This is a genomic window from Vibrio sp. M60_M70 (assembly GCF_037162085.1).
In the GTDB taxonomy this organism is placed as follows: Bacteria; Pseudomonadota; Gammaproteobacteria; order Enterobacterales; family Vibrionaceae; genus Vibrio; species Vibrio diabolicus.
Map to the genome: position 1 here is coordinate 875134 of NZ_JARLUL010000001.1, position 21254 is coordinate 896387.

Sequence of the window (21254 nt, forward strand, 5' to 3'; positions counted from 1 at the left end):
CACGCTACCAGTGGGTATTAAAAATTAACAGTGATTTCCGCAATGCCAGTCACTATGCCTTCTATTATACGCTGTGACTTATCATTTTTCACTCTTACTTGATCGCCAGCCGCACCATCTTGCAATGCTGTGCCTTGCGTGGTGATCGTCATGCCAGAATTCACCGCTTTAATTGTGACCTTTTCATTCCGGCAAACGACACAGACATCATTACGTTCAACAACATCACCTAGGCGAACGTTGCGTTTTAGCTTTGCGCCAACCACTTGATCGTAGCTAGAAAAGCCATCTTTGCGAAAGCGCTGCAGCTCGATCATAGAAGTGGTGACATCCGATGCGCTGACGATTTCTCCTCTCCCTAGCGTTCGTGTTGCGACGATCATTGGCACCGATACAGAAATCCGTACAGGCACATAGACTTTCCAGTCATCCGGTGGGCATTCCACTAGAACATTGATGTTGCTTCGAGTACTGCTGGTGGAAGAAGCTGACGTATCTAGGGGCACTGGGCAGTCCGTTGCTTTTATTCTCGAGTCGATATCTGCCGCATTAACAGATAGCTCGCCACCATCAGGCTGATCAACTGTAGCAAGAATATGTTGTTCTGCTGCCGTTTTTATTTGCTCGATCTGATTATCTGAAGCTGAATGAACAAAAAAGCTAAACATACTGAGCAAAATGCCGATAGACTTAGCGTACTTTGTAATTAGCGCTCTACATATTGTCATAGTCAATGGTGTCGAAGTGAAAGTGAAATACGCCATACTGTCTCCCTGGTATCGTGCTTGCCAGTGGTAGAGTATCATTTAAAAACAAAAAGTTTGAGATGGAGATGAGCATATGACGGGGATTCTTGACTCGGTGAATCAGCGTACGCAACTCGTCGGTCAGAACCGATTGGAATTATTGACCTTTCGACTGATGGGCCGACAGCGCTACGGCATTAACGTATTCAAAGTGAAAGAAGTACTGCAGTGCCCTAAGCTGACTTCAATGCCAAATCTACACCCGCTGGTAAAAGGTATCGCTCATATCCGCGGCCATACCGTGTCCGTTATTGATTTGAGCCTGGCAATTGGTGGCCGCCCAACCACTGATCTGGATAAATGTTTTGTTGTTATCGCAGAATTTAACCGTACGATCCAAGCATTTTTGGTATCATCGGTTGAGCGTATTATCAATATGCATTGGGAAGCGATTTTGCCACCGCCAGACGGTGCGGGTAAAGCGCACTACTTGACCGCAGTGACGAACATCGACAACGAGCTGGTTGAAATCCTTGACGTTGAAAAAATCCTGGCGGAGATTGCGCCGGTTGATGAAACGATGGATTCCGCTATCGGTGAAGAAATCGCGCAAGCAGAACAAGAAAAGCCTATTGTACGCCGTATATTGATTGCTGATGACTCGACTGTCGCGCGTAAACAGGTAGAGCGTGCGATTACATCAATCGGTTTCGAGGTCGTATCTGTCAAAGATGGCAAAGAAGCGTACAATAAGTTGATTGAAATGGCTCAAGAAGGCAATATCTACGATCAAATTTCGTTGGTTATTTCCGATATTGAAATGCCAGAAATGGACGGCTATACCTTAACGGCTGAAATTCGCAGACATGCCGATTTGAAAGACCTTTATGTTATCCTCCATTCTTCATTAAGTGGTGTATTCAACCAGGCTATGGTTGAGCGTGTAGGTGCCAATACCTTCATTGCGAAATTTAACCCAGATGAATTGGGTAACGCGGTTAAATCTGCATTAACACAATAAAAGAGACATTAATGACTGCTATTACAATCAGTGATCAAGAGTATCGTGACTTTAGCCGTTTTCTAGAATCGCAATGTGGCATCGTGTTAGGTGATAGCAAGCAATACCTTGTGCGTAGCCGACTGAGTCCTTTAGTGACGAAGTTTAAGCTCGCATCGTTATCAGATTTGCTACGTGATGTTGTTACAGGGCGTAATCGTGAATTACGAGTGGCCGCTGTGGACGCGATGACGACTAACGAAACCTTGTGGTTTCGAGATACTTATCCGTTCACAGTTTTAGCTGACAAATTATTGCCAGAAGTAGCGGCAAGCAAGCGCCCAATCAAGATCTGGTCTGCAGCCAGTTCATCGGGCCAAGAGCCGTATTCTATTGCAATGACGATTCTGGAAACGCAACAGCGCAAGCCGGGTTTGTTACCAAACGTGTCTATTACAGCAACAGACATTTCAGCAAGTATGCTCGAGATGTGTCGTGCAGGTGTGTATGACAATTTGGCTCTAGGGCGCGGACTTTCACCTGAACGTCGCCGCACCTTCTTTGAGGATGCGGACGGTGGCCGTATGAAAGTCAAAGACAACGTCAAACGTTTGGTGAACTTTCGTCCACAAAACTTGATGGACAGTTATGCACTGATGGGTAAGTTCGACATTATTTTTTGTCGCAACGTGCTGATTTACTTCTCACCGGAAATGAAATCAAAAGTGCTTAACCAAATGGCGAGCAGCTTAAACCCAGGTGGTTATCTGCTGTTAGGGGCATCAGAGTCGCTAACTGGTCTGACTGATAAATTTGAAATGGTGCGCTGTAATCCGGGTATCATTTACAAGCTTAAATAGCGGTATCTCTTCATTGATAAAAAGCCTGACCTAGTGTCAGGCTTTTTTTGTTTGCTGGTTTCCTGACTTCGAGTGTTTCCACGTTTTCACTTGCTAAATTGAAGCGCGATTTTGCTTTGTTCCCTCATCACGGTGTATCTTTATTAAGTGAACAAAGTGAAACGACATGACATTCCAGTCACTTTGGCTCACTTATTGCTATTCCAATGGGTGATAGCTATTAAGTAGATAGAGCGCTTTATGTTTTTGGCATGCTAATTGCTTTTTGGTTATCAATCACGGTCAGTTCTTAATTGTAGAGGCAAACATGGCTATATCTTTTGACAATGCACTAGGCATCCACCAGCACACGGTGGGCGTACGTGAGCGCAATGCTGAGGTGATTTCCACCAACATTGCACAAGCCAACACGCCTGGTTACAAAGCAAGAGGTTTAGACTTTGCGAAGGAATTGCAAGCGGCAACATCTGGGGCAAGCATTGGTCTTAGTCGTACGGATGGTCGGCATATTCCTGCCACTACAACGTTGGTCGGGGACAAGCTATATCGTCTTCCTATGCAGCCTGATACGGGTGATGGCAACACGGTAGACTTGGATTTAGAGCGTAACTTGTTTATGCAAAACCAAATCAGACACCAAGCATCACTCGATTTTCTAGGCAGCAAATTCAAGAACTTAACCAAAGCAATCAAAGGGGAATAATTTAGATGAGCTTATTTAACGTTTTCAATGTGACAGGTTCCGCAATGAGCGCTGAATCCGTTCGTCTGAACACTACCTCAAGCAACTTGGCGAACGCCGACAGTGTCAGCAGCTCTGCGAAAGACACTTATAAAGCGCGCCATGCTGTGTTTGGAGCTGAGTTAAGTAACGCCATGCGTGGCGGTGATACGGTGCCAGTGAAAGTGATGGGCATTGTAGAAAGCGATAAGCCGCTGAGTGCGGAGTACAACCCAGACCATCCCCTTGCAAACGAAGAAGGCTACATCTACAAGCCGAACGTGAATGTAATGGAAGAAATGGCGAACATGATTTCAGCTTCTCGCGCATACCAAACCAATGTGCAAGTAGCGGATTCTAGTAAACAAATGCTGCTGCGTACGCTGCAGATGGGTCAATAAGGATAAGGAGGTAGCGTATGGCCGGAATTAACAACGTTGGTCAAAGCGGCTTGTCCTATATCGACCAGCTTAAAAGTCTACAAGAGAGCAACAAGAAGACGGAAGAGAGCACGGGTAAGCAAGACCTAAAACAGGAAGACTTCTTATCATTGCTCACGAAGCAATTGTCTCAACAGGACCCTTTTAAGCCGGTAAGTAATGACCAGATGATTGCGCAAATGGCTTCATTTGCGACCGTTGATGGCATCGGCAAGATGAATACTCAGTTTGAGAGTTTGAACTCGTCAATGACATCAAACCAAGCGTTACAAGCTTCCTCTTTGGTAGGGCGTGACGTATTGGTCCCAGGAGCGGCAGGTGTGAAGCAGGACGACGCGCCAATGGCGGCAATGGTTAAGCTTTCACAATCTATCGATAATCTGTTTGTTCGTGTAGAGGATGAAGCTGGCCAACTGGTTCGTACTTTTGAGGTAGGGGCGAAACCAGCCGGCGACACGCGTGTGCTTTGGGACGGTAAAGATGAAAGCGGAAATCCACTGCCTGCTGGCAAATACAAAGTGAAAGCGTCTGGCTTGGTTGAAGGGGAGTCGCAAGAGTTCCCAGTATCGACGTATGCCAACGTAAACAGTGTATTGCTCGGCAAAGGTGACGGAAACGTATTACTCAATCTGGCTGGTTTTGAATCGCCAGTTCGACTTGCAGAAGTATTGGAAGTCGGCAAAGCGTAGTCATAGCTCGCTAGATTAGGAGATTTTGGAATGTCATATGTATCTTTAAGCGGTTTGTCCGCCGCACAACTGGATTTGAACACCACCAGTAACAACATTGCGAACGCCAACACGTACGGCTTTAAAGAGTCCCGTGCTGAGTTTGCTGATGTTTACTCTAACTCTTTATTTACTAACGCAAAAACCACGCCGGGTGGTGGTGCGCAAGCAAGCCAAGTGGCGCAGCAGTTCCATGAAGGCTCAAGCATTTACACCAACAACCCAATGGATCTGCGTGTTTCGGGTACAGGTTTCTTCGCCGTGGCGAAGGAGCGTTTGACTCCACAACAGAATGAACTCACACGTAATGGTGCATTCCATTTAAATAAAGAAAACTACATGGTGACCGCGAACGATGAGTTCTTATTAGGTTACCAAGTGGATCCAAGCTCTGGTGAGGTTTCTTCATACGAGCCACAACCTATCAATATTCCTGCTGAATTTGGTAAGCCAAAGCAAACAGCAAACATTGAAGTGGGCGTGAACTTGCCAGCTAACGGTGATTTGAAAGATCCAACTCAGTTTGATTTTTCAGACCCAGATACATACAACCGTTCAACCTCTTCGACTATTTATGACTCGATGGGTCAGTCTTACAAGCTAACGACGTACTACTTGAAAGATCAGACTCAGCCAAACACGTGGAACACTTACTACACCGTGACAGACAAAGAAGGTGAAAAGCCTTTAAACGTTGCGGCAGGTGATGCACAAACGCCAACAGGCCATGTGGGTCATACCATGAAGTTCAACAATGATGGTACGTTGGCGAGCTTGAACAATGGTCAGCCAATTACGTCTGTGGCATTAGGCGATCCGGCGACGAACACGACACCAGTCGATATGAATGGTGCCGATCCTGCGCAGACGCTTAACTTTGGTTTAGGCTCGGCAACACAGTTTGCTGCTCCGTTCGAACTGACTAAGTTCGATGAAGACGGTGCAACAACGGGTTTCCTAACCAAAGTTGACTTCGATGAAAACGGCAGCGTAATGGGGACTTACTCAAACGGCGAAAACGTCACATTGGGTCGTGTCGCGCTAGTACGTGTTCCAAACGAGCAAGGTCTTGATAAGAAGGGCGGTACGCAATGGGATTCAACTCAGTTCTCTGGTGACAAGATTTGGGGTGAATCTAACAAAGGCTCTTTTGGCACCATCAACAACGGTATGCTGGAACAGTCAAACATTGATATGACACAGGAGCTGGTGGACCTGATTTCTGCTCAGCGTAACTTCCAAGCAAACTCACGTTCGCTAGAAGTGCACAACCAGCTACAACAAAATATCCTGCAGATCCGATAATCTGCATCATCAAGCTAGGCGTGCTTTCGCCGCTTGGCTTGATAACATCATGACATTCATCTGATGCTTAGCCTGAAAATACCTCAGTTCAGGTTAAGCATGCTTTGATCTCTGATTTGCCGCCGTTGCCGCCATGCGGATCAAAACCTTGCCCCTTGTTGCAGTTTTCTGCCACTGAAACCCCTCTTAATCTTTTGTTTCTTATTTAAATATTTGATAAATAAGCTCATTTTGTGTTGGCATAACTATTGCTTTTACTCCGTGTACAGAGAAGTTTTTGGAGTAATTTATGGATCGCGCACTGTTTCTCGCAATGAGTGGGGCCAAGCAAAATATGCAGGCACTACAATTGCGTGCTAATAACTTGGCTAACGTAAGCACGACAGGGTTTCGTGCGGATTTAGCGCAGGCTCGCTCAATGCAGGCTTATGGTGAAGGCCATCCTTCACGTGTTTTCAGCATGACAGAGCGTCCAGGGCATAACTTTGCTCAAGGTAGCGTGATTACAACAGGGCGTGATCTGGATGTGACGATTGAAGGCAGCGGCTGGATATCGGTACTCGATCATACAGGGAAAGAAGGGTTGACCCGTAACGGTAACCTAAAAGTCGATCAAAATGGCATGCTTACTAACGCAAGTGGCCATTTGGTGCTGGGTGAAAACGATGCGCCGATTACTTTGCCTATCCCTCTCTCTAAAATTGAAATCGGTCGGGATGGCACCATCTCTGTGCTTCCTCAAGGTGCCCCGGCGGAAGAATTCCAAGCGGTTGATCGCATCAAGCTTGTTAAGCCTAATGATCAAAGCTTATTTAAAGACACCAATGGCTTATTTCGCCATAAAACTCCAAACCAACCTTACGAAGCAGACGCGACTGTTAGCCTCCAGACAGGAGCGATTGAAGGCAGTAACGTGAATGCCGTAGGTGAAATGACCGCATTGATTGACTTACAGCGTCAGTTTGAAATGCAAGTCAAGATGATGAGCACTGCTGAAGAGATGGATAAATCTTCAGATTCACTGCTTCGTATGAGTTAACAGAGTTAGAGGTTCACTATGCATCCAGCACTATGGGTAAGTAAAACAGGTCTAGACGCCCAACAAACCAACATTGCCACGATTTCGAACAACTTGGCGAACGCCTCTACTGTGGGCTACAAAAAGAGCCGTGCGGTATTCGAAGATTTGTTCTATCAGAACATCAACCAGCCTGGCGGCCAATCATCTCAGAACACTGAGCTTCCGAGTGGCTTGATGCTAGGTGCGGGTTCTAAAGTGGTTGCAACGCAAAAAGTGCACACGCATGGTAATGCGCAGACAACGACCAACGCACTAGACATGATGGTTGAAGGCGACGGCTTCTTCCAAGTGACGTTGCCGGATGGCAACATCGGTTACACCCGTAACGGTCAGTTCACGTTAAATGGTGAAGGCACGTTAGTCACGTCGGGTTCTGGCTACCCTGTAGAACCTGAAATTGTGATTCCAGAAGATGCGATTTCTATCACTGTCGGTACAGATGGTGAAGTATCGGTTCGCGTCCGTGGTCAGCAAGACAACCAAGTCGTTGGTCAGCTAACCATTACAGACTTTGTTAACCCAGGAGGCCTAGAGCCAATTGGCCAGAACCTTTACTTACCAACGGGTGCTAGTGGCGATCCACAAGAAGGTGTTCCTGGTTTGGACGGTTTGGGTGAAATCCGTCAATCCATGTTGGAAGCGTCTAACGTGAATGTAACGGAAGAGTTGGTCAACATGATCGAAGCCCAGCGCGTTTACGAAATGAACTCAAAAGTGATCTCGTCAGTCGATAAGATGATGAGCTTCGTTAACCAGCAGTTATAACGGTTAAGAGCAAGAATTGAGGAGCTCACGATGAAACGTATTTGTCTACTTGCTTTGATTGCCACGATGTCGGGTTGTGCCATGTTAGAGCCGATTGAAACGGATGAAGTGACACAAGCAACGACGGTGGTTGACGCGGTAGAAGGCGATAAATCGAAAGAAGAGAGCAGCGGTATCGTGGATACACTGCGTGGCAGAAGCGATCCGGTTGCGGGTGATCCTGCATGGGCTCCTATTCATCCGAAAAAGAAACCTGAGCATTATGCTGCTGCAACAGGTTCACTGTTTAGCGCCGAGCACATTACCGATCTTTACGACGATTCCAAGCCACGTGGTATTGGCGACATTATTACCGTGACACTGGATGAGACTACCAGCGCCACGAAAAGCGCCAATGCCGATTTATCGAAAACCAATGAAGCGCAAATGGACCCGCTTCAAGTGGGCGGAGAAGAGCTGCAAATTGGTGGCAAATACAATTTCTCTTATGACTTAAATAACTCAAACTCATTTGCGGGTGACTCTTCTGCTAAGCAGAGTAACAGCATCAGTGGTTACATTACTGTTGAGGTGATTGAAGTTTTAGCAAATGGCAACCTCGTTATCCGTGGAGAAAAATGGATGACGCTTAATACGGGTGATGAGTACATACGTTTAAGCGGCACTATTCGTCCGGATGACATTAGTTTCGACAATACTATTGCATCAAACCGCGTTTCTAACGCAAGAATTCAGTATTCTGGCACCGGTGTACAACAAGATATGCAAGAGCCGGGTTTCTTGGCACGATTCTTTAATGTAGCGCTATAACACGCCGTGCTGACGGCAATTTGACTGCAAGAGATAAGTAAGCATGAAAAAACTCCTTTTAATACTGATGAGCGTTGCTCTGTTTTCTACCGCTGCCCAAGCTGCACGTATCAAAGACGTCGCGCAAGTGGCTGGTGTACGAAGCAACCAACTCGTGGGTTATGGTTTGGTTTCAGGCTTACCTGGCACAGGCGAAGCGAACCCGTTTACGGAGCAAAGTTTCGCCGCTATGCTGCAAAACTTCGGCATTCAGATGCCGCCGGGCACAAAGCCAAAAATTAAAAACGTTGCCGCAGTCATGGTAACGGCAGAGTTGCCGCCATTCTCTAAACCAGGTCAGCAAGTAGACGTGACAGTCTCTTCTATCGGTAGTGCCAAAAGTTTGCGTGGTGGTACGCTACTGCAAACGTTCCTCAAAGGTCTCGATGGTCAAGTTTACGCGGTTGCTCAAGGTAACTTAGTGGTGAGCGGCTTCAGTGCTGAAGGCGCTGACGGTTCTAAAATCGTAGGTAACAATCCAACCGTTGGTCTTATCTCTAGTGGTGCGACAGTAGAGCGAGAAATTCCAAACCCATTTGGTCGTGGCGATTACATCACGTTCAACTTGCTTGAGTCAGATTTCACAACGGCTCAACGTATGGCGGATGCGGTAAACAACTTCCTTGGCCCACAAATGGCGAGCGCAGTCGACGCGACGTCGGTACGTGTACGTGCCCCTCGTGATGTCAGCCAGCGTGTGGCGTTCTTATCGGCAATTGAAAACCTAGAGTTCGACCCAGCAGATGGCGCAGCCAAAATCATCGTTAACTCTCGCACGGGTACCATCGTAGTTGGTAAACATGTTCGCCTTAAACCAGCGGCGGTAACCCATGGTGGAATGACGGTCGCAATCAAAGAAAACCTGAATGTTAGCCAACCTAACGGCTTTTCTGGTGGGCAAACCGTTGTCGTGCCAGACTCAGATATCGAAGTCAGCGAAGAGCAGGGCAAGATGTTTAAGTTCGAGCCAGGCTTAACGTTGGATGATTTGGTCCGTGCCGTTAACCAAGTCGGCGCAGCGCCGTCGGATTTGATGGCTATCTTGCAAGCATTGAAACAAGCTGGTGCCATTGAAGGCCAGTTGATCATCATTTAATGGTTAGGAGGTAGGTATAATGAACAATCCTAACGACATTGGTTTTATTCATGACATCAGTTCGCTGGATACCCTGCGTCAAAAAGCAGTGAAGGAAGGTAAAGATGGCGAGCAAGAAGCACTGCGTGCAGCGGCTCGTCAGTTCGAATCTATTTTCACCTCCATGATGTTGAAATCAATGCGAGAAGCCAATGAGGGCTTTGAGTCCAACATGATGAACAGCCAGAACGAGAAGTTCTACCGACAAATGCTGGATGAGCAGATGGCGAGCGAGCTCAGTTCGTCTGGTTCAATGGGCTTGGCCGATATGATTGTTAAGCAATTAACGGCTGGGCAAGGTAACGACAAGAGTGAAACGGCAATGCGTGATGCGGCAAATAATGCCGTGGAATATCGTCGTGTTGACCCGAAAAAAGCGCGTGAGATTGAACAGCGCTTGATTGAATCTGGTCAGCTATCTCGACCAAGCAATGAACCAACTCGATTCGATTCGCCAGAATCTTTTGTTAACTCGATGAAGCCATACGCGGAGAAAGCCGCGAAAGCCCTAGGTGTCGAGCCATCTCTGCTACTTGCGCAAGCGGCTTTGGAAACCGGGTGGGGACAAAAGGTCGTGAAGAACGCGCGTGGCAGCAGCAACAACTTATTTAACATCAAAGCAGATCGAAGTTGGCAGGGTGACAAAGTGACGACTCAAACGCTAGAGTTCCACGATAATACGCCAGTGAAAGAGACGGCAGCGTTTCGCGCCTACTCAAATTACGAAGACAGCTTTAATGACTTTGTGCGCTTTTTAAATGACAACCCACGTTACGAGACGGCATTGCAACAGCGAGGGAATTCAGAGTCCTTCATTCGCGGCATCCACAGCGCGGGTTACGCGACCGATCCGAATTACGCAGACAAAGTCCTGCAGGTGAAGCAGAAAATCGAAAGTATGTAATTTACTCTTCGCCAGTTCATGTTGTTTTCGAAGGCTTGCCACAGTGCAAGCCTTTACTTTTTCTGAACATTCACACCTCTATTTTATTTGGCACACCTTTTGCTTTGATGTGTCTAGGTGATCGGTTTTGCCGATTTTATTTCGTTTTTGGGGGCATGTATGGCGTCAGATCTTCTGAATGTAGGTACTCAAAGTGTGCTTACTGCTCAGAGACAATTAAACACCACTGGTCATAACATTTCTAATGTTAATACAGAGGGTTATAGCCGCCAGTCTGTTATCCAAGGTACGAATGATCCGCGCATGTTTGGAGGCTCTACCTACGGCATGGGTGTGCATGTGGAAAATGTTCGCCGCTCGTGGGATCAGTTTGCCGTGAATGAACTGAACTTGTCGTCAACCAACAATGCCAACAAAACGGATACCCAAGACAATCTTGATATGCTCTCTAGCATGTTGAGCTCAGTTGCATCGAAGAAAATTCCAGAGAACTTGAACGAGTGGTTCGATGCGGTCAAAACCATGGCAGATACCCCGAACGATTTGGGGGCACGGAAAGTGGTATTGGAAAAGGCGAAAATCTTCTCTGATACATTAAATGACTTCCATGAAACCGTGCGATTGCAATCTGATGTGACCAATAAAAAATTGGATATGGGCATTGAACGCGTGAACCAACTTGCGTTGGAAATCCGCGATGTGCATCGGTTAATGATGCGCACACCCGGTCCACACAATGATTTGATGGACCAGCATGAAAAGCTGGTTACTGAGTTATCTGAGTACACCAAAGTTACCGTCACCCCACGCAAAAATGCGGAAGGGTTTAATGTTCACATCGGCAATGGACACACACTTGTTTCTGGCACGGAAGCAAGCCAGCTCAAAATGATTGACGGCTATCCTGATGTTCACCAAAGACGCTTAGCAATGGTGGAAGGGGATGGCATTAAAGCGATCAAGTCTGACGACATGGATGGCAAAATCGGTGCCTTGCTTGAAATGCGCGACAAACACATTCCGCAACTTCAGGATGAAATGGGCCGCTTAGCGACGGGCTTTTCCTACAAAATTAATCAGCTGCAATCTCAAGGCCTGGATCTTAACGGTAAGATAGGTAAAGACGTATTTACCGACGTGAACTCTGAGCTGGTGGCAAAATCTCGAGTTTTTGCTGCGCCTGACTCTCAAGCAGATGTTGCGGTTTACATTGATGATATTTCAGCGATCAAAGGTGGTGAATATTCGCTACGTTATGATGGCGACCAGTATAGCGTGACAACACCGAAAGGTGAGCAAATGTCGTTGAACATTGATCAATCAGATTCTTCGTTTGTTCTGGATGGTATGAAAGTGCAAATCGGTGAAGGTCTTGCCGCTGGTGAGCGCGTATTATTGCGCCCAACACGAAGTGGCGCAGCCATCATAAAGATGGAAACCAATGATGCAAAAGCCATTGCAGCGCAAAGTTATGAAGCTTCAACCACTTTTGCTCAAGGTAACGCCAAGTTCAAAATTCGTGAGGCGGGGGATGTCAAAGAGTTTGAGGTCACCGTACAACCAGCCGACGAGAAACATGATAAGCCATGGTTAAAGATCACGGACAACAAAGGCAATTTGCTATCGGACAAATACTCATACCCGCTAGACAAAGATAACCCGATGATTGAAATCTCAGTGCCGAAAAGTCATCCGCTGTATAAAAATGGCGATGCGACTGTATTTGAGCTGAGCGAAGGTGCGCTGATGAATGACAAGTTCACCGCGAACTTGGTGCCTTCGGAAGGTGGTAATGGCAACTTGAGAAAAATGCAGAAGATCCAAACAGACAAGATGATGGACGGAAAATCCAGTACTTTGATTGATGTTTATCACAACCTCAATACCGAAGTCGGATTGAAATCTTCTACAGCAAACCGATTAGCTTCTGTCGCTCGCTTAGAGCATGAGGCGGCACAAGAGCGCGTTGCTTCTATCTCTGGCGTTAACCTCGATGAAGAAGCGGCCAACATGATGAAGTTTCAACAAGCGTACATGGCTTCATCACGTGTGATGCAAGCGGCGAATGACACCTTCAATACCATTTTACAACTGAGGTAAGGAGAAGAGATAAGTGCTAACCCGAATTTCTAGTTTCCATAACTATCAGTCCGTACAAAATGACTTGCGTCGTCAAGAGAATAAGGTTCACCATAACCAAGAGCAACTTGCTTCAGGGAAAAAGTTACTGAAACCTAGCGACGATCCCCTTGCGTCGCATTACATTCAAAATATTAGTCAGCAACAAGAGCAGCTACAACAATACCTTAGCTCAATAGTGTTGGTGCGTAATCGTCTAGAAAACCACGAAGTTAATATCGCCAATGCAGAGAATTTTGCCGACGAGTCGAAGCGCTTAACGATGGAGATGATTAACGGTGCGTTTTCTGCGGAAGACCGACAAGCAAAGAAGCGTGAGCTAGAAGAGATTGCGAACAACTTCCTTAACTTAGTGAACTCGCAAGATGAATCTGGTAACTACGTGTTTGCTGGCACTAAGCCAAAAAGCCAACCATTCTATCGCGATAAAGACGGTAGTGTTCAGTACGCTGGAGACGATTACCAGCGCAAAATGAAAGTCTCCAGCATGCTTGAGATGCCAATGAACGATCCTGGCAGCAAGCTGTTTATGGAGATACCAAACCCATTTGGCGACTACCAGCCGAATTACGATCTACAAAACGGTTCTGAGTTGCTATTAAACAGAGCCACTAACGTTGATACGAAGGATGATGCGGCGTATCGCGTGACATTTGTCGATATGAACAACGGCAAATTTGGTTACCAACTAGAGCGTAACGGTAAAGTCGTGGATGCCGATGAGTTTTCTCCAGAAAAAGGCATTGAGTACAAAGGCTTGAAAGTGCACGTAAAAGGTCAAATTACGCCTGGCGACAGCATCGAGATCGAAAAGCGGGCTGAGTTCAGCATTTTCGATACCTTCAAGGATGCAATGGCGTGGTCAGATAAATCGGTGTCGGATACGTCGGCGACCGCCAAATTGCACCAAATGACAGAAGAATTTCACGCTGCTTTTATCCATTTGAATAAAGCGCGTACTGATGCTGGCGCTCGATTGAGCACGCTCGATATCCAAGAGCAAAACCACGAAGACTTTAATTTGTCTCTGGCGAAAGCGAAGAGCAACTTTGAGGATTTGGATTACTCTAAAGCCGTTATCGAGTTCAGTGAAAACTCACGAGCGTTACAGGCATCGCAACAAGCATTCGGTAAGACCAAAGATCTAACTCTGTTTAACTATATTTAGTCTGACTTAAGACACACTGTCTGATTTTTGATGCCTTATGTGCAAAGCCTTAAGTGCGATAAATCGACGTAAATTGAGAGTCATGCTATGCGGCACGATTTTACCCAAAGCGGCAATGACGCAAGAGGCAAGTCGGGCGGCAACAAAGTAGCGGTCAATATCCATGAAGCAAGATGAGCCTCATTATCCTGAAATGGTTTAGTGATAACGCTAACTTATTGTTTATGCGCCTCTTTTAAAGGCGGTGAAATAAATTTTATAAGTTGGCACACAAATTGTATTGAAAATATCAGAACAGATTTAGAGATTCTAAACCCTGCGTTTAAGGCAGATTTAGCAAGTAATTTTTACGGTCAGTGCTTATCCAAATGAGAGTAAAGCTGGCCGCTTCGCAAAAGCTTGCGAACTCAAAAGGAGAGCAAAATGGCTGTAACAGTTAGTACTAACGTCTCCGCGATGACCGCGCAGCGTTACCTAAACAAAGCGACTGACGAATTAAATACGTCGATGGAGCGCTTATCTTCAGGACATAAGATTAACAGTGCAAAAGATGATGCGGCAGGTCTACAGATCTCCAACCGCTTAACTGCACAGTCTCGTGGTCTAGATGTCGCAATGCGTAACGCGAACGATGGTATCTCGATTGCACAAACCGCTGAAGGTGCGATGAATGAGGCAACATCTGTCATGCAACGTATGCGTGACCTTGCTATTCAATCATCGAACGGTACTAACTCTCCGGCTGAGCGTCAGGCGATCAACGAAGAGTCAATGGCATTGATTGACGAGCTAAACCGTATCGCAGAAACCACGTCATTCGGTGGCCGTCGTCTATTGAACGGCTCATTCGGTGAAGCGGCATTCCAGATTGGTGCGAGCTCAGGTGAAGCAATGATTATGGGGCTAACCAGCATTCGTGCGGACGATACTCGCATGGGCGGTGTGACCTTCTTATCGGAAAACGGTAAAGATAAAGATTGGGGCGTTGACCCAGCTAAATCGGATCTAAAAATCACTTTGCCAGGTATGGGTGAAGACGAAGACGGCAATGTCGATGATCTAGAAATCAACATTAATGCAAAAGCAGGTGACGACATCGAAGAGCTTGCAACGTACATTAATGGTCAGTCTGATATGATCAACGCGTCTGTAAGTGAAGATGGCAAGTTACAAGTTTTTGTTGCACATCCAAACGTTCAGGGTGAAATTTCAATTTCGGGTGGATTGGCGTCTGAGCTTGGTTTGAGCGATGAACCTCTTAGAACATCAGTACAAGATATTGATATGACAACCGTACAAGGTTCTCAAAACGCTATCTCTGTGCTGGATTCGGCACTGAAATACGTGGATTCACAACGTGCGGATCTGGGTGCGAAGCAAAACCGTCTGAGTCACAGCATCAACAACTTGGCAAACATCCAAGAAAACGTTGACGCGTCGAACAGCCGAATTAAAGACACGGACTTTGCGAAAGAAACCACGCAAATGACCAAAGCACAAATTTTGCAACAAGCAGGTACATCGATTCTTGCTCAAGCGAAACAGTTGCCAAACTCTGCAATGTCACTATTGCAGTAGTTTACTTAGCCTGTACTCAATACATTCAGACGTGGATGGGAATGCAGGCTTTTGGCAAGCAACTTTATAATAGAATGAGCGGCTCTCTCATCTCTCACCTGCCAATCATTTTCAATGTAAAGTTGCACTCGGTATGCCGGAAATGTGTTCATTTCTCTTGATCTCCACATAGGCTCTGGCGACCAACCTAGCCCCAGTTCTCTCAAAGGAAAAGGGGCTTTTTCTTTTCTAATTCTCACGTCTATCGTCTGCGAACTTACCTTCAATTGTTTCCTTTTGCTGATTTTCTATACAATTTGGCCCTCTCGGCTCGATTTGTGGAAACTTGAGCACTTTTTCTTACTTTTCTTCAATTTTTTTAGCCAAATCTCGCAATGTTATTATTTTAAATTTTTTTCTAAAGCTTCTGAATTTTGTGTCGTTAATAGGGGTAACTTTGAGAGAACTACTTGGTTTTCCGAGACGTCGGAAACCGCTATACCGGAAAATCAATTGGAGAAATCACCATGGCAGTGAATGTAAACACTAACGTATCAGCGATGACCGCTCAGCGTTACCTAAACAACGCAAACTCAGCTCAACAAACTTCTATGGAGCGTTTGTCTTCGGGGTTCAAAATCAACAGCGCAAAAGATGACGCTGCGGGTCTACAAATCTCGAACCGTTTGAACGTACAAAGCCGTGGTTTGGATGTGGCGGTTCGCAACGCGAACGACGGTATCTCAATTGCACAAACCGCTGAAGGTGCAATGAACGAGACCACTAACATTCTTCAACGTATGCGTGATTTGTCTCTACAATCAGCAAACGGCTCAAACTCGAAATCAGAGCGTGTGGCGATTCAAGAAGAAGTGACCGCGCTAAATGACGAACTAAACCGTATCGCAGAAACCACTTCTTTCGGTGGTAACAAGCTACTAAACGGCACACACGGTGCGAAATCGTTCCAAATCGGTGCGGATAACGGTGAAGCCGTGATGCTTGAGCTAAAAGACATGCGTTCAGACAACAAAATGATGGGCGGTGTGAGCTACCAAGCTGAAAGTGGTAAAGGTAAAGACTGGAACGTTGCTGAAGGTAAGAACGACCTAAAAATCAACCTAACGGACAGCTACGGTCAGGAGCAAGAAATCAACATCAGCGCAAAAGCGGGTGACGATATCGAAGAGCTTGCGACTTACATTAACGGTCAAACTGACCTAGTGAAAGCCTCAGTAGACCAAGACGGTAAACTGCAAATCTTTGCTGGCAACAACAAAGTCGAAGGCGAAGTCGAGTTTTCAGGAGGCCTATCTGGCGAGCTAGGTTTGGGCGAAGGTAAAAAAGTAACGGTAGATACTATCGACGTAACCTCAGCTGGTGGCGCACAAGAATCTGTCGCTATCATCGATGCGGCACTGAAATACGTAGACAGCCACCGCGCAGAGCTGGGTGCATTCCAGAACCGTTTCAACCATGCAATCAGCAACTTGGACAACATTAACGAGAACGTGAACGCGTCGAAGAGCCGTATCAAAGATACTGACTTCGCGAAAGAAACGACTCAAATGACCAAGTCACAAATTCTATCGCAAGCGTCAAGCTCAATCCTTGCGCAAGCGAAACAAGCGCCAAACTCAGCGCTAAGTCTGCTAGGTTAATCACCTTAATAAGACAAGATACAAAAGCCAGGCTCATCCCTGGCTTTTTTGCTTATCGGCTATAACGATTTAGATGCGTCCCAACAGGATGTTCGACAAGGCACTCATATCGATTAGATGGTCTCTTTAAATACCAATGTTGCCGCGATGGTGGCGCAGAGACACCTGAGTCAAGCGGCAGCGCAAAACGTCGAGTCACAACGCAACCTAACTTCTGGTTTTCGAATTAACTCGGCGAGTGATGATGCGGCAGGTTTACAGATATCGAATACTCTCCATGTGCAAACGAGAGGGCTTGATGTCGCCTTAAGAAATGCGCACGATGCTTATTCGGTCGCGCAAACCGCGGAAGGCGCGTTACATGAGAGCAGTGATATTTTGCAACGGTTACGCTCTCTAGGGCTTCAAGCGGCAAATGGTAGTTACGATACCAGTGACCGACAAAGCATCCAATACGAGGTCGTAGCGCTGCAGGATGAGCTTGATCGTGTCGCGATCACGACAACATTTGCGGATAAAAATTTATTTGATGGTTCTTATGGCTCGCAAAGCTTTCATATTAGCGCGAACGCTAATTCAATCTCTTTGACGTTACGTAACATGCGTAGCCATATCCCAGAGATGGGAGGGCAGCATTATGTTGGTGATGCGGTCGATAAAGATTGGCGAGTCACTAAAGATAACCAAACTCTAAAAGTCGAATACCAAGACAGTAAAGGGCAAACCCAAACGGAATCCATTGGGCTCAAATTGGGTGATCGCATAGAACAGGTCGCCACTTACATCAATGCTCAACAATCGGTAGTGAGTGCCTCAGTAACGGAAAACAATGAACTGCAATTCTTTGCCTCTACGATGAATACGCCAGAAGGAGTGGAGTTAGAAGGCAGTTTAGCGGATGAGCTTGATATAAGCACTGGTCAATTAGTCACAATGGATGACATCGATATGTCGACGGCTGGTAAGGCGCAGCTTTCAATTGGGGTGATTGATGCAGCGATCAAGTACGTTGATTCGCACCGAAGTGAAATTGGCAGCTTTCAAAATCGTGTAAATGGTTCGGTGGATAACTTAAATACCGTGAATCGGAGTGTTACGGAATCCAAGAGTCGAATAAGAGATACAGACTTCGCAAGAGAATCTACGGAAATGGTGCGTTCTCAAGTGCTCCAAGATGCGACAACTGCGTTATTGGCTCAAGCAAAACAAAGGCCGAGTTCGGCACTTGGTCTACTCAGTTGAATCCGGTAAGAAAGCATAAACTTCAGGTAATAAAAAACGCTGCCAATGGCAGCGTTTTTTTCGTGTTCGGCTAAGTAAAAATTACTTAGTTACACGTAGAACTGGAGTTTCACCAACAGTCACAGAACCAGAAAGCTTGTTCAGCTCTTTGATTTCGTCCATGTTAGAGATAACAACTGGAGTTAGCGTTGACTTCGCTTTCTCTTCTAGAAGAGCTAGATCGAATTCAATTACAGTGTCGCCAGCTTTAACAGTTTGACCTTCTTCAGCGATACGCGTGAAGCCTTCGCCTTTTAGTTCAACTGTGTCGATACCGAAGTGAACGAAAAGCTCAACACCGTCGTCAGACTCGATAGAGAATGCGTGGTTAGTTTCGAAGATCTTACCGATAGTACCGTTTACAGGAGCTACCATTTTGTTGCCTGCTGGCTTGATAGCAATACCGTCACCAACGATTTTCTCAGCGAAAACAACATCTGGCACGTCTTCGATGTTTACAATCTCACCAGAAAGTGGCGCGATGATTTCGATAGCACCAGCGTCAGCGCTGTCATCAGATACAAGCTTCTTAAGTTTGTCAAACAGACCCATTGTGTCATGCTCCTAAGGTTTGGTTTTATTCTGTCGAATTATAGTATACCAATATAGCGCATTAGACGACTTTTTTCGCCGTCTAATGACCATTAAGTATTGAATTACTTGGTACTACCGATTACTGAGCTTTCTCAGCAATAAACTTTTCTACCACTGCTTCGATTTCTGCAGCTGTTGGTAAAGAAAGGGCTTCTTCAGCCATTGCTTTCACTTCTGCGAAGTTAGAGTTACGAACTACTTTCTTCACTTTAGGGATTGAAATGCCGCTCATTGAGAACTCGTCCAGACCCATACCTAGAAGTAGAAGCGTTGCACGCTCGTCACCTGCAAGCTCACCACACATACCAGTCCATTTACCTTCTGCGTGAGAAGCGTCAATAACTTGCTTGATCACGGTTAGTACTGCTGGTGATAGTGGGTTGTAAAGATGAGAGATCATCTCGTTACCACGGTCTACCGCTAGCGTGTACTGAGTTAGGTCGTTTGTACCGATAGAGAAGAAAGATACTTCTTTCGCTAAGTGGTGTGCGATCGCTGCAGCAGCAGGAGTTTCAACCATAACACCGATTTCGATGTTTTCGTCGAATGCGTGGCCTTCAGCGCGTAGCTCTTCTTTGTACTCTTCGATCGCTTTCTTAAGCTCACGGATTTCTTCAACAGAGATGATCATTGGGAACATGATACGCAGTTTACCGTGTGCAGACGCACGTAGGATGCCACGTAGCTGATCACGAAGGATTTCACGACGATCCAGACTGATACGTACAGCACGCCAGCCTAGGAATGGGTTCATCTCTTTTGGAAGATCCATGTATGGGAGATCTTTATCGCCGCCGATATCCATTGTACGGATGATCACAGCTTGACCGTTCATTGCTTCTGCAACTTCTTTGTACGCTTGGTACTGTTCTTCTTCAGTTGGTAGCGCAGTACGGTCCATAAATAGGAATTCAGTACGGTACAGACCAACACCTTCACCGCCGTTACGGAGGATACCGTCACAGTCTTTCACTGTACCGATGTTACCGCAAACTTCTACACGGTGACCGTCAGTCGTTTCCGCGTGCAGGTCTTTCAGTTTCGCTAGCTCTTCTTTTTCAGCTAGGAATGCCGCTTTAACCGCTTTTGCTTCTTCTAGTTCAGCTTCTGATGGGTTAACAACAATCTTGTTGTTCATCGCGTCAAGAATCAGCATATCGCCATTCTTAACTTTTTTCGTGATGTCGTTAGTACCAACGATAGCTGGAAGCTCAAGAGAGCGAGCCATGATTGAAGTGTGAGATGTACGACCGCCGATGTCACAAGCAAAACCAAGAACGTAGTCTAGGTTAATTTGTGCTGTTTCAGATGGCGTTAGGTCGTAAGCAACTAGGATAACTTCTTCATTGATGTCGCTAAGCGAAACAATGTTGATACCCAGTGCGTTTTTCACAAAACGAGAACCGATATCGCGGATGTCAGTTGCACGTTCTTTTAGGTATTCGTCATCTAGTGACTCAAGAGCACATGCTTGCTCTTCGATAACTGAGTGGATAGCGTGATCCGCAGTCATCTTGTCGTTTTTGATAAGTGCTAGGATCTCTTCTTCTAGCTCTTCGTCTTCAAGAAGCATGATGTGACCTTCAAAGATCGCTTCTTTTTCTTCACCAAACGTTTCAAGCGCTTTTTGCTTGATAGTTTCTAGCTGAGCTGCAGATTTGTTACGAGCGTCGAAGAAACGCTGAACTTCAGCTTCTACTTGATCGTCAGAAATAGTGTTTGTGTTTAGGACAATTTCATCTTCTTGAAGTAGTAGTGCTTTACCGATTGCAATACCAGGAGATGCTAGGATGCCTGAAATCATAGCCTTACCTTAAGTTTGGTCAACTTTATAAAACGGGAGAATAATGGGTGCGCTAACGAATAGTTTTAGCTTAGTTTTGAGCCTATTTCCAACGAAGCCATTTTGCTTTCACAAAATGGCTTCTGGAGTAGGAGACCGGATTAGTGTAGTTGGTCCATTAGAGCAACTAGGTGGTCAACTGCTTGCTGAGCTTGTGGGCCTTCAGCAGAAATAGTTACTTGAGTACCTTTTACTAGGCCTAGTGTTTGTAGTTTGAATAGGCTCTTAGCGCTAGCGCTTTTACCGTTAGAAGTCACAGTGATGTCTGCGTCGAATGCTTTTGCTTCTTTAACAAACTGTGCAGCTGGACGAGTGTGAAGGCCGTTTTCTGCTGTGATTTCTACTTGCTTCTCGTACATGTGATATACCCCAATAAATGTATTTTTTTGTTAGTTTGTGACTAGATTTTAGCTTAACTGCTTTACATCTTGTGCGCTAGCACGGGAAGAGTTCAAAGCGCGTCAGTTCTGATACTAG

At 45.9% G+C, this 21254-nt stretch carries 20 protein-coding genes; 16 read left to right on the forward strand and 4 right to left on the reverse strand.

Annotation, left to right across the window (positions count from 1 at the left end; translation table 11 throughout):
* Positions 1–17: 17 nt before the first annotated feature.
* Positions 18–764: a flagellar basal body P-ring formation chaperone FlgA gene (gene flgA / locus P4S59_RS04170; protein ID WP_046874279.1), complete on the reverse strand. Its 747-nt coding sequence runs from the start codon at positions 762–764 to the stop codon at positions 18–20.
* 76 nt (positions 765–840) lie between these two features.
* On the opposite strand from flgA, the gene P4S59_RS04175 reads away from it, so the two are divergent.
* The 16 genes from P4S59_RS04175 to P4S59_RS04250 all read left to right on the forward strand — a co-directional run bounded on the left by P4S59_RS04175 (position 841) and on the right by P4S59_RS04250 (position 18301).
* Positions 841–1767 (forward strand): chemotaxis protein CheV, encoded by a 927-nt coding sequence (locus P4S59_RS04175; protein ID WP_005382022.1) that lies wholly within the window; start codon positions 841–843, stop codon positions 1765–1767.
* An 11-nt stretch (positions 1768–1778) separates the two neighbouring features.
* Positions 1779–2606, forward strand: a complete 828-nt coding sequence (locus P4S59_RS04180; RefSeq protein ID WP_005393137.1) for a protein-glutamate O-methyltransferase — start codon at positions 1779–1781, stop codon at positions 2604–2606.
* Positions 2607–2913: 307 nt separating this feature from the next.
* A complete protein-coding gene (gene flgB / locus P4S59_RS04185; protein WP_237283679.1) occupies positions 2914–3309 on the forward strand; it encodes a flagellar basal body rod protein FlgB in 396 nt (131 codons plus the stop codon).
* Between the two features lie 5 nt (positions 3310–3314).
* A complete protein-coding gene (gene flgC / locus P4S59_RS04190; RefSeq protein ID WP_005393132.1) occupies positions 3315–3728 on the forward strand; it encodes a flagellar basal body rod protein FlgC in 414 nt (137 codons plus the stop codon).
* 17 nt (positions 3729–3745) lie between these two features.
* Positions 3746–4456 (forward strand): flagellar hook assembly protein FlgD, encoded by a 711-nt coding sequence (flgD, locus tag P4S59_RS04195; protein WP_005393125.1) that lies wholly within the window; start codon positions 3746–3748, stop codon positions 4454–4456.
* A 30-nt stretch (positions 4457–4486) separates the two neighbouring features.
* Positions 4487–5800, forward strand: coding sequence for a flagellar hook protein FlgE (gene flgE, locus P4S59_RS04200; protein ID WP_005393123.1), 1314 nt, complete (start codon positions 4487–4489; stop codon positions 5798–5800).
* Positions 5801–6089: 289 nt separating this feature from the next.
* Positions 6090–6839: a flagellar basal-body rod protein FlgF gene (gene flgF / locus P4S59_RS04205; RefSeq protein WP_005382031.1), complete on the forward strand. Its 750-nt coding sequence runs from the start codon at positions 6090–6092 to the stop codon at positions 6837–6839.
* Between the two features lie 18 nt (positions 6840–6857).
* On the forward strand, positions 6858–7646 hold the full coding sequence (flgG, locus tag P4S59_RS04210; protein ID WP_005382032.1) for a flagellar basal-body rod protein FlgG: 789 nt from the start codon (positions 6858–6860) through the stop codon (positions 7644–7646).
* 30 nt (positions 7647–7676) lie between these two features.
* Positions 7677–8456, forward strand: coding sequence for a flagellar basal body L-ring protein FlgH (gene flgH, locus P4S59_RS04215; protein WP_006743029.1), 780 nt, complete (start codon positions 7677–7679; stop codon positions 8454–8456).
* 43 nt (positions 8457–8499) lie between these two features.
* On the forward strand, positions 8500–9591 hold the full coding sequence (locus P4S59_RS04220) for a flagellar basal body P-ring protein FlgI (RefSeq protein ID WP_006743028.1): 1092 nt from the start codon (positions 8500–8502) through the stop codon (positions 9589–9591).
* A 16-nt stretch (positions 9592–9607) separates the two neighbouring features.
* Complete coding sequence (gene flgJ, locus P4S59_RS04225; RefSeq protein ID WP_046874278.1) at positions 9608–10534, forward strand: flagellar assembly peptidoglycan hydrolase FlgJ; 927 nt, start codon at positions 9608–9610, stop codon at positions 10532–10534.
* A gap of 159 nt (positions 10535–10693) precedes the next feature.
* Positions 10694–12634, forward strand: a complete 1941-nt coding sequence (flgK, locus tag P4S59_RS04230) for a flagellar hook-associated protein FlgK (protein WP_012842055.1) — start codon at positions 10694–10696, stop codon at positions 12632–12634.
* A gap of 13 nt (positions 12635–12647) precedes the next feature.
* Positions 12648–13841 (forward strand): flagellar hook-associated protein FlgL, encoded by a 1194-nt coding sequence (flgL, locus tag P4S59_RS04235; protein WP_005393113.1) that lies wholly within the window; start codon positions 12648–12650, stop codon positions 13839–13841.
* Positions 13842–14264: 423 nt separating this feature from the next.
* Positions 14265–15419, forward strand: a complete 1155-nt coding sequence (locus P4S59_RS04240; protein ID WP_006743025.1) for a flagellin — start codon at positions 14265–14267, stop codon at positions 15417–15419.
* Positions 15420–15925: 506 nt separating this feature from the next.
* Positions 15926–17059 carry a flagellin gene (locus P4S59_RS04245; protein WP_337168006.1) on the forward strand — a complete coding sequence of 378 codons (1134 nt, stop codon included), beginning with the start codon at positions 15926–15928 and terminating at the stop codon, positions 17057–17059.
* Positions 17060–17176: 117 nt separating this feature from the next.
* Positions 17177–18301, forward strand: a complete 1125-nt coding sequence (locus P4S59_RS04250) for a flagellin (protein ID WP_337168007.1) — start codon at positions 17177–17179, stop codon at positions 18299–18301.
* Positions 18302–18382: 81 nt separating this feature from the next.
* Here P4S59_RS04250 and crr read toward each other — a convergent pair whose 3' ends face one another.
* The 3 genes from crr to P4S59_RS04265 form a co-directional block, all read right to left on the reverse strand.
* On the reverse strand, positions 18383–18892 hold the full coding sequence (crr, locus tag P4S59_RS04255; protein WP_005382041.1) for a PTS glucose transporter subunit IIA: 510 nt from the start codon (positions 18890–18892) through the stop codon (positions 18383–18385).
* 121 nt (positions 18893–19013) lie between these two features.
* Positions 19014–20738: a phosphoenolpyruvate-protein phosphotransferase PtsI gene (gene ptsI / locus P4S59_RS04260; protein WP_005393100.1), complete on the reverse strand. Its 1725-nt coding sequence runs from the start codon at positions 20736–20738 to the stop codon at positions 19014–19016.
* Between the two features lie 140 nt (positions 20739–20878).
* Positions 20879–21136 (reverse strand): HPr family phosphocarrier protein, encoded by a 258-nt coding sequence (locus P4S59_RS04265; RefSeq protein ID WP_005382043.1) that lies wholly within the window; start codon positions 21134–21136, stop codon positions 20879–20881.
* Positions 21137–21254: the final 118 nt, after the last annotated feature.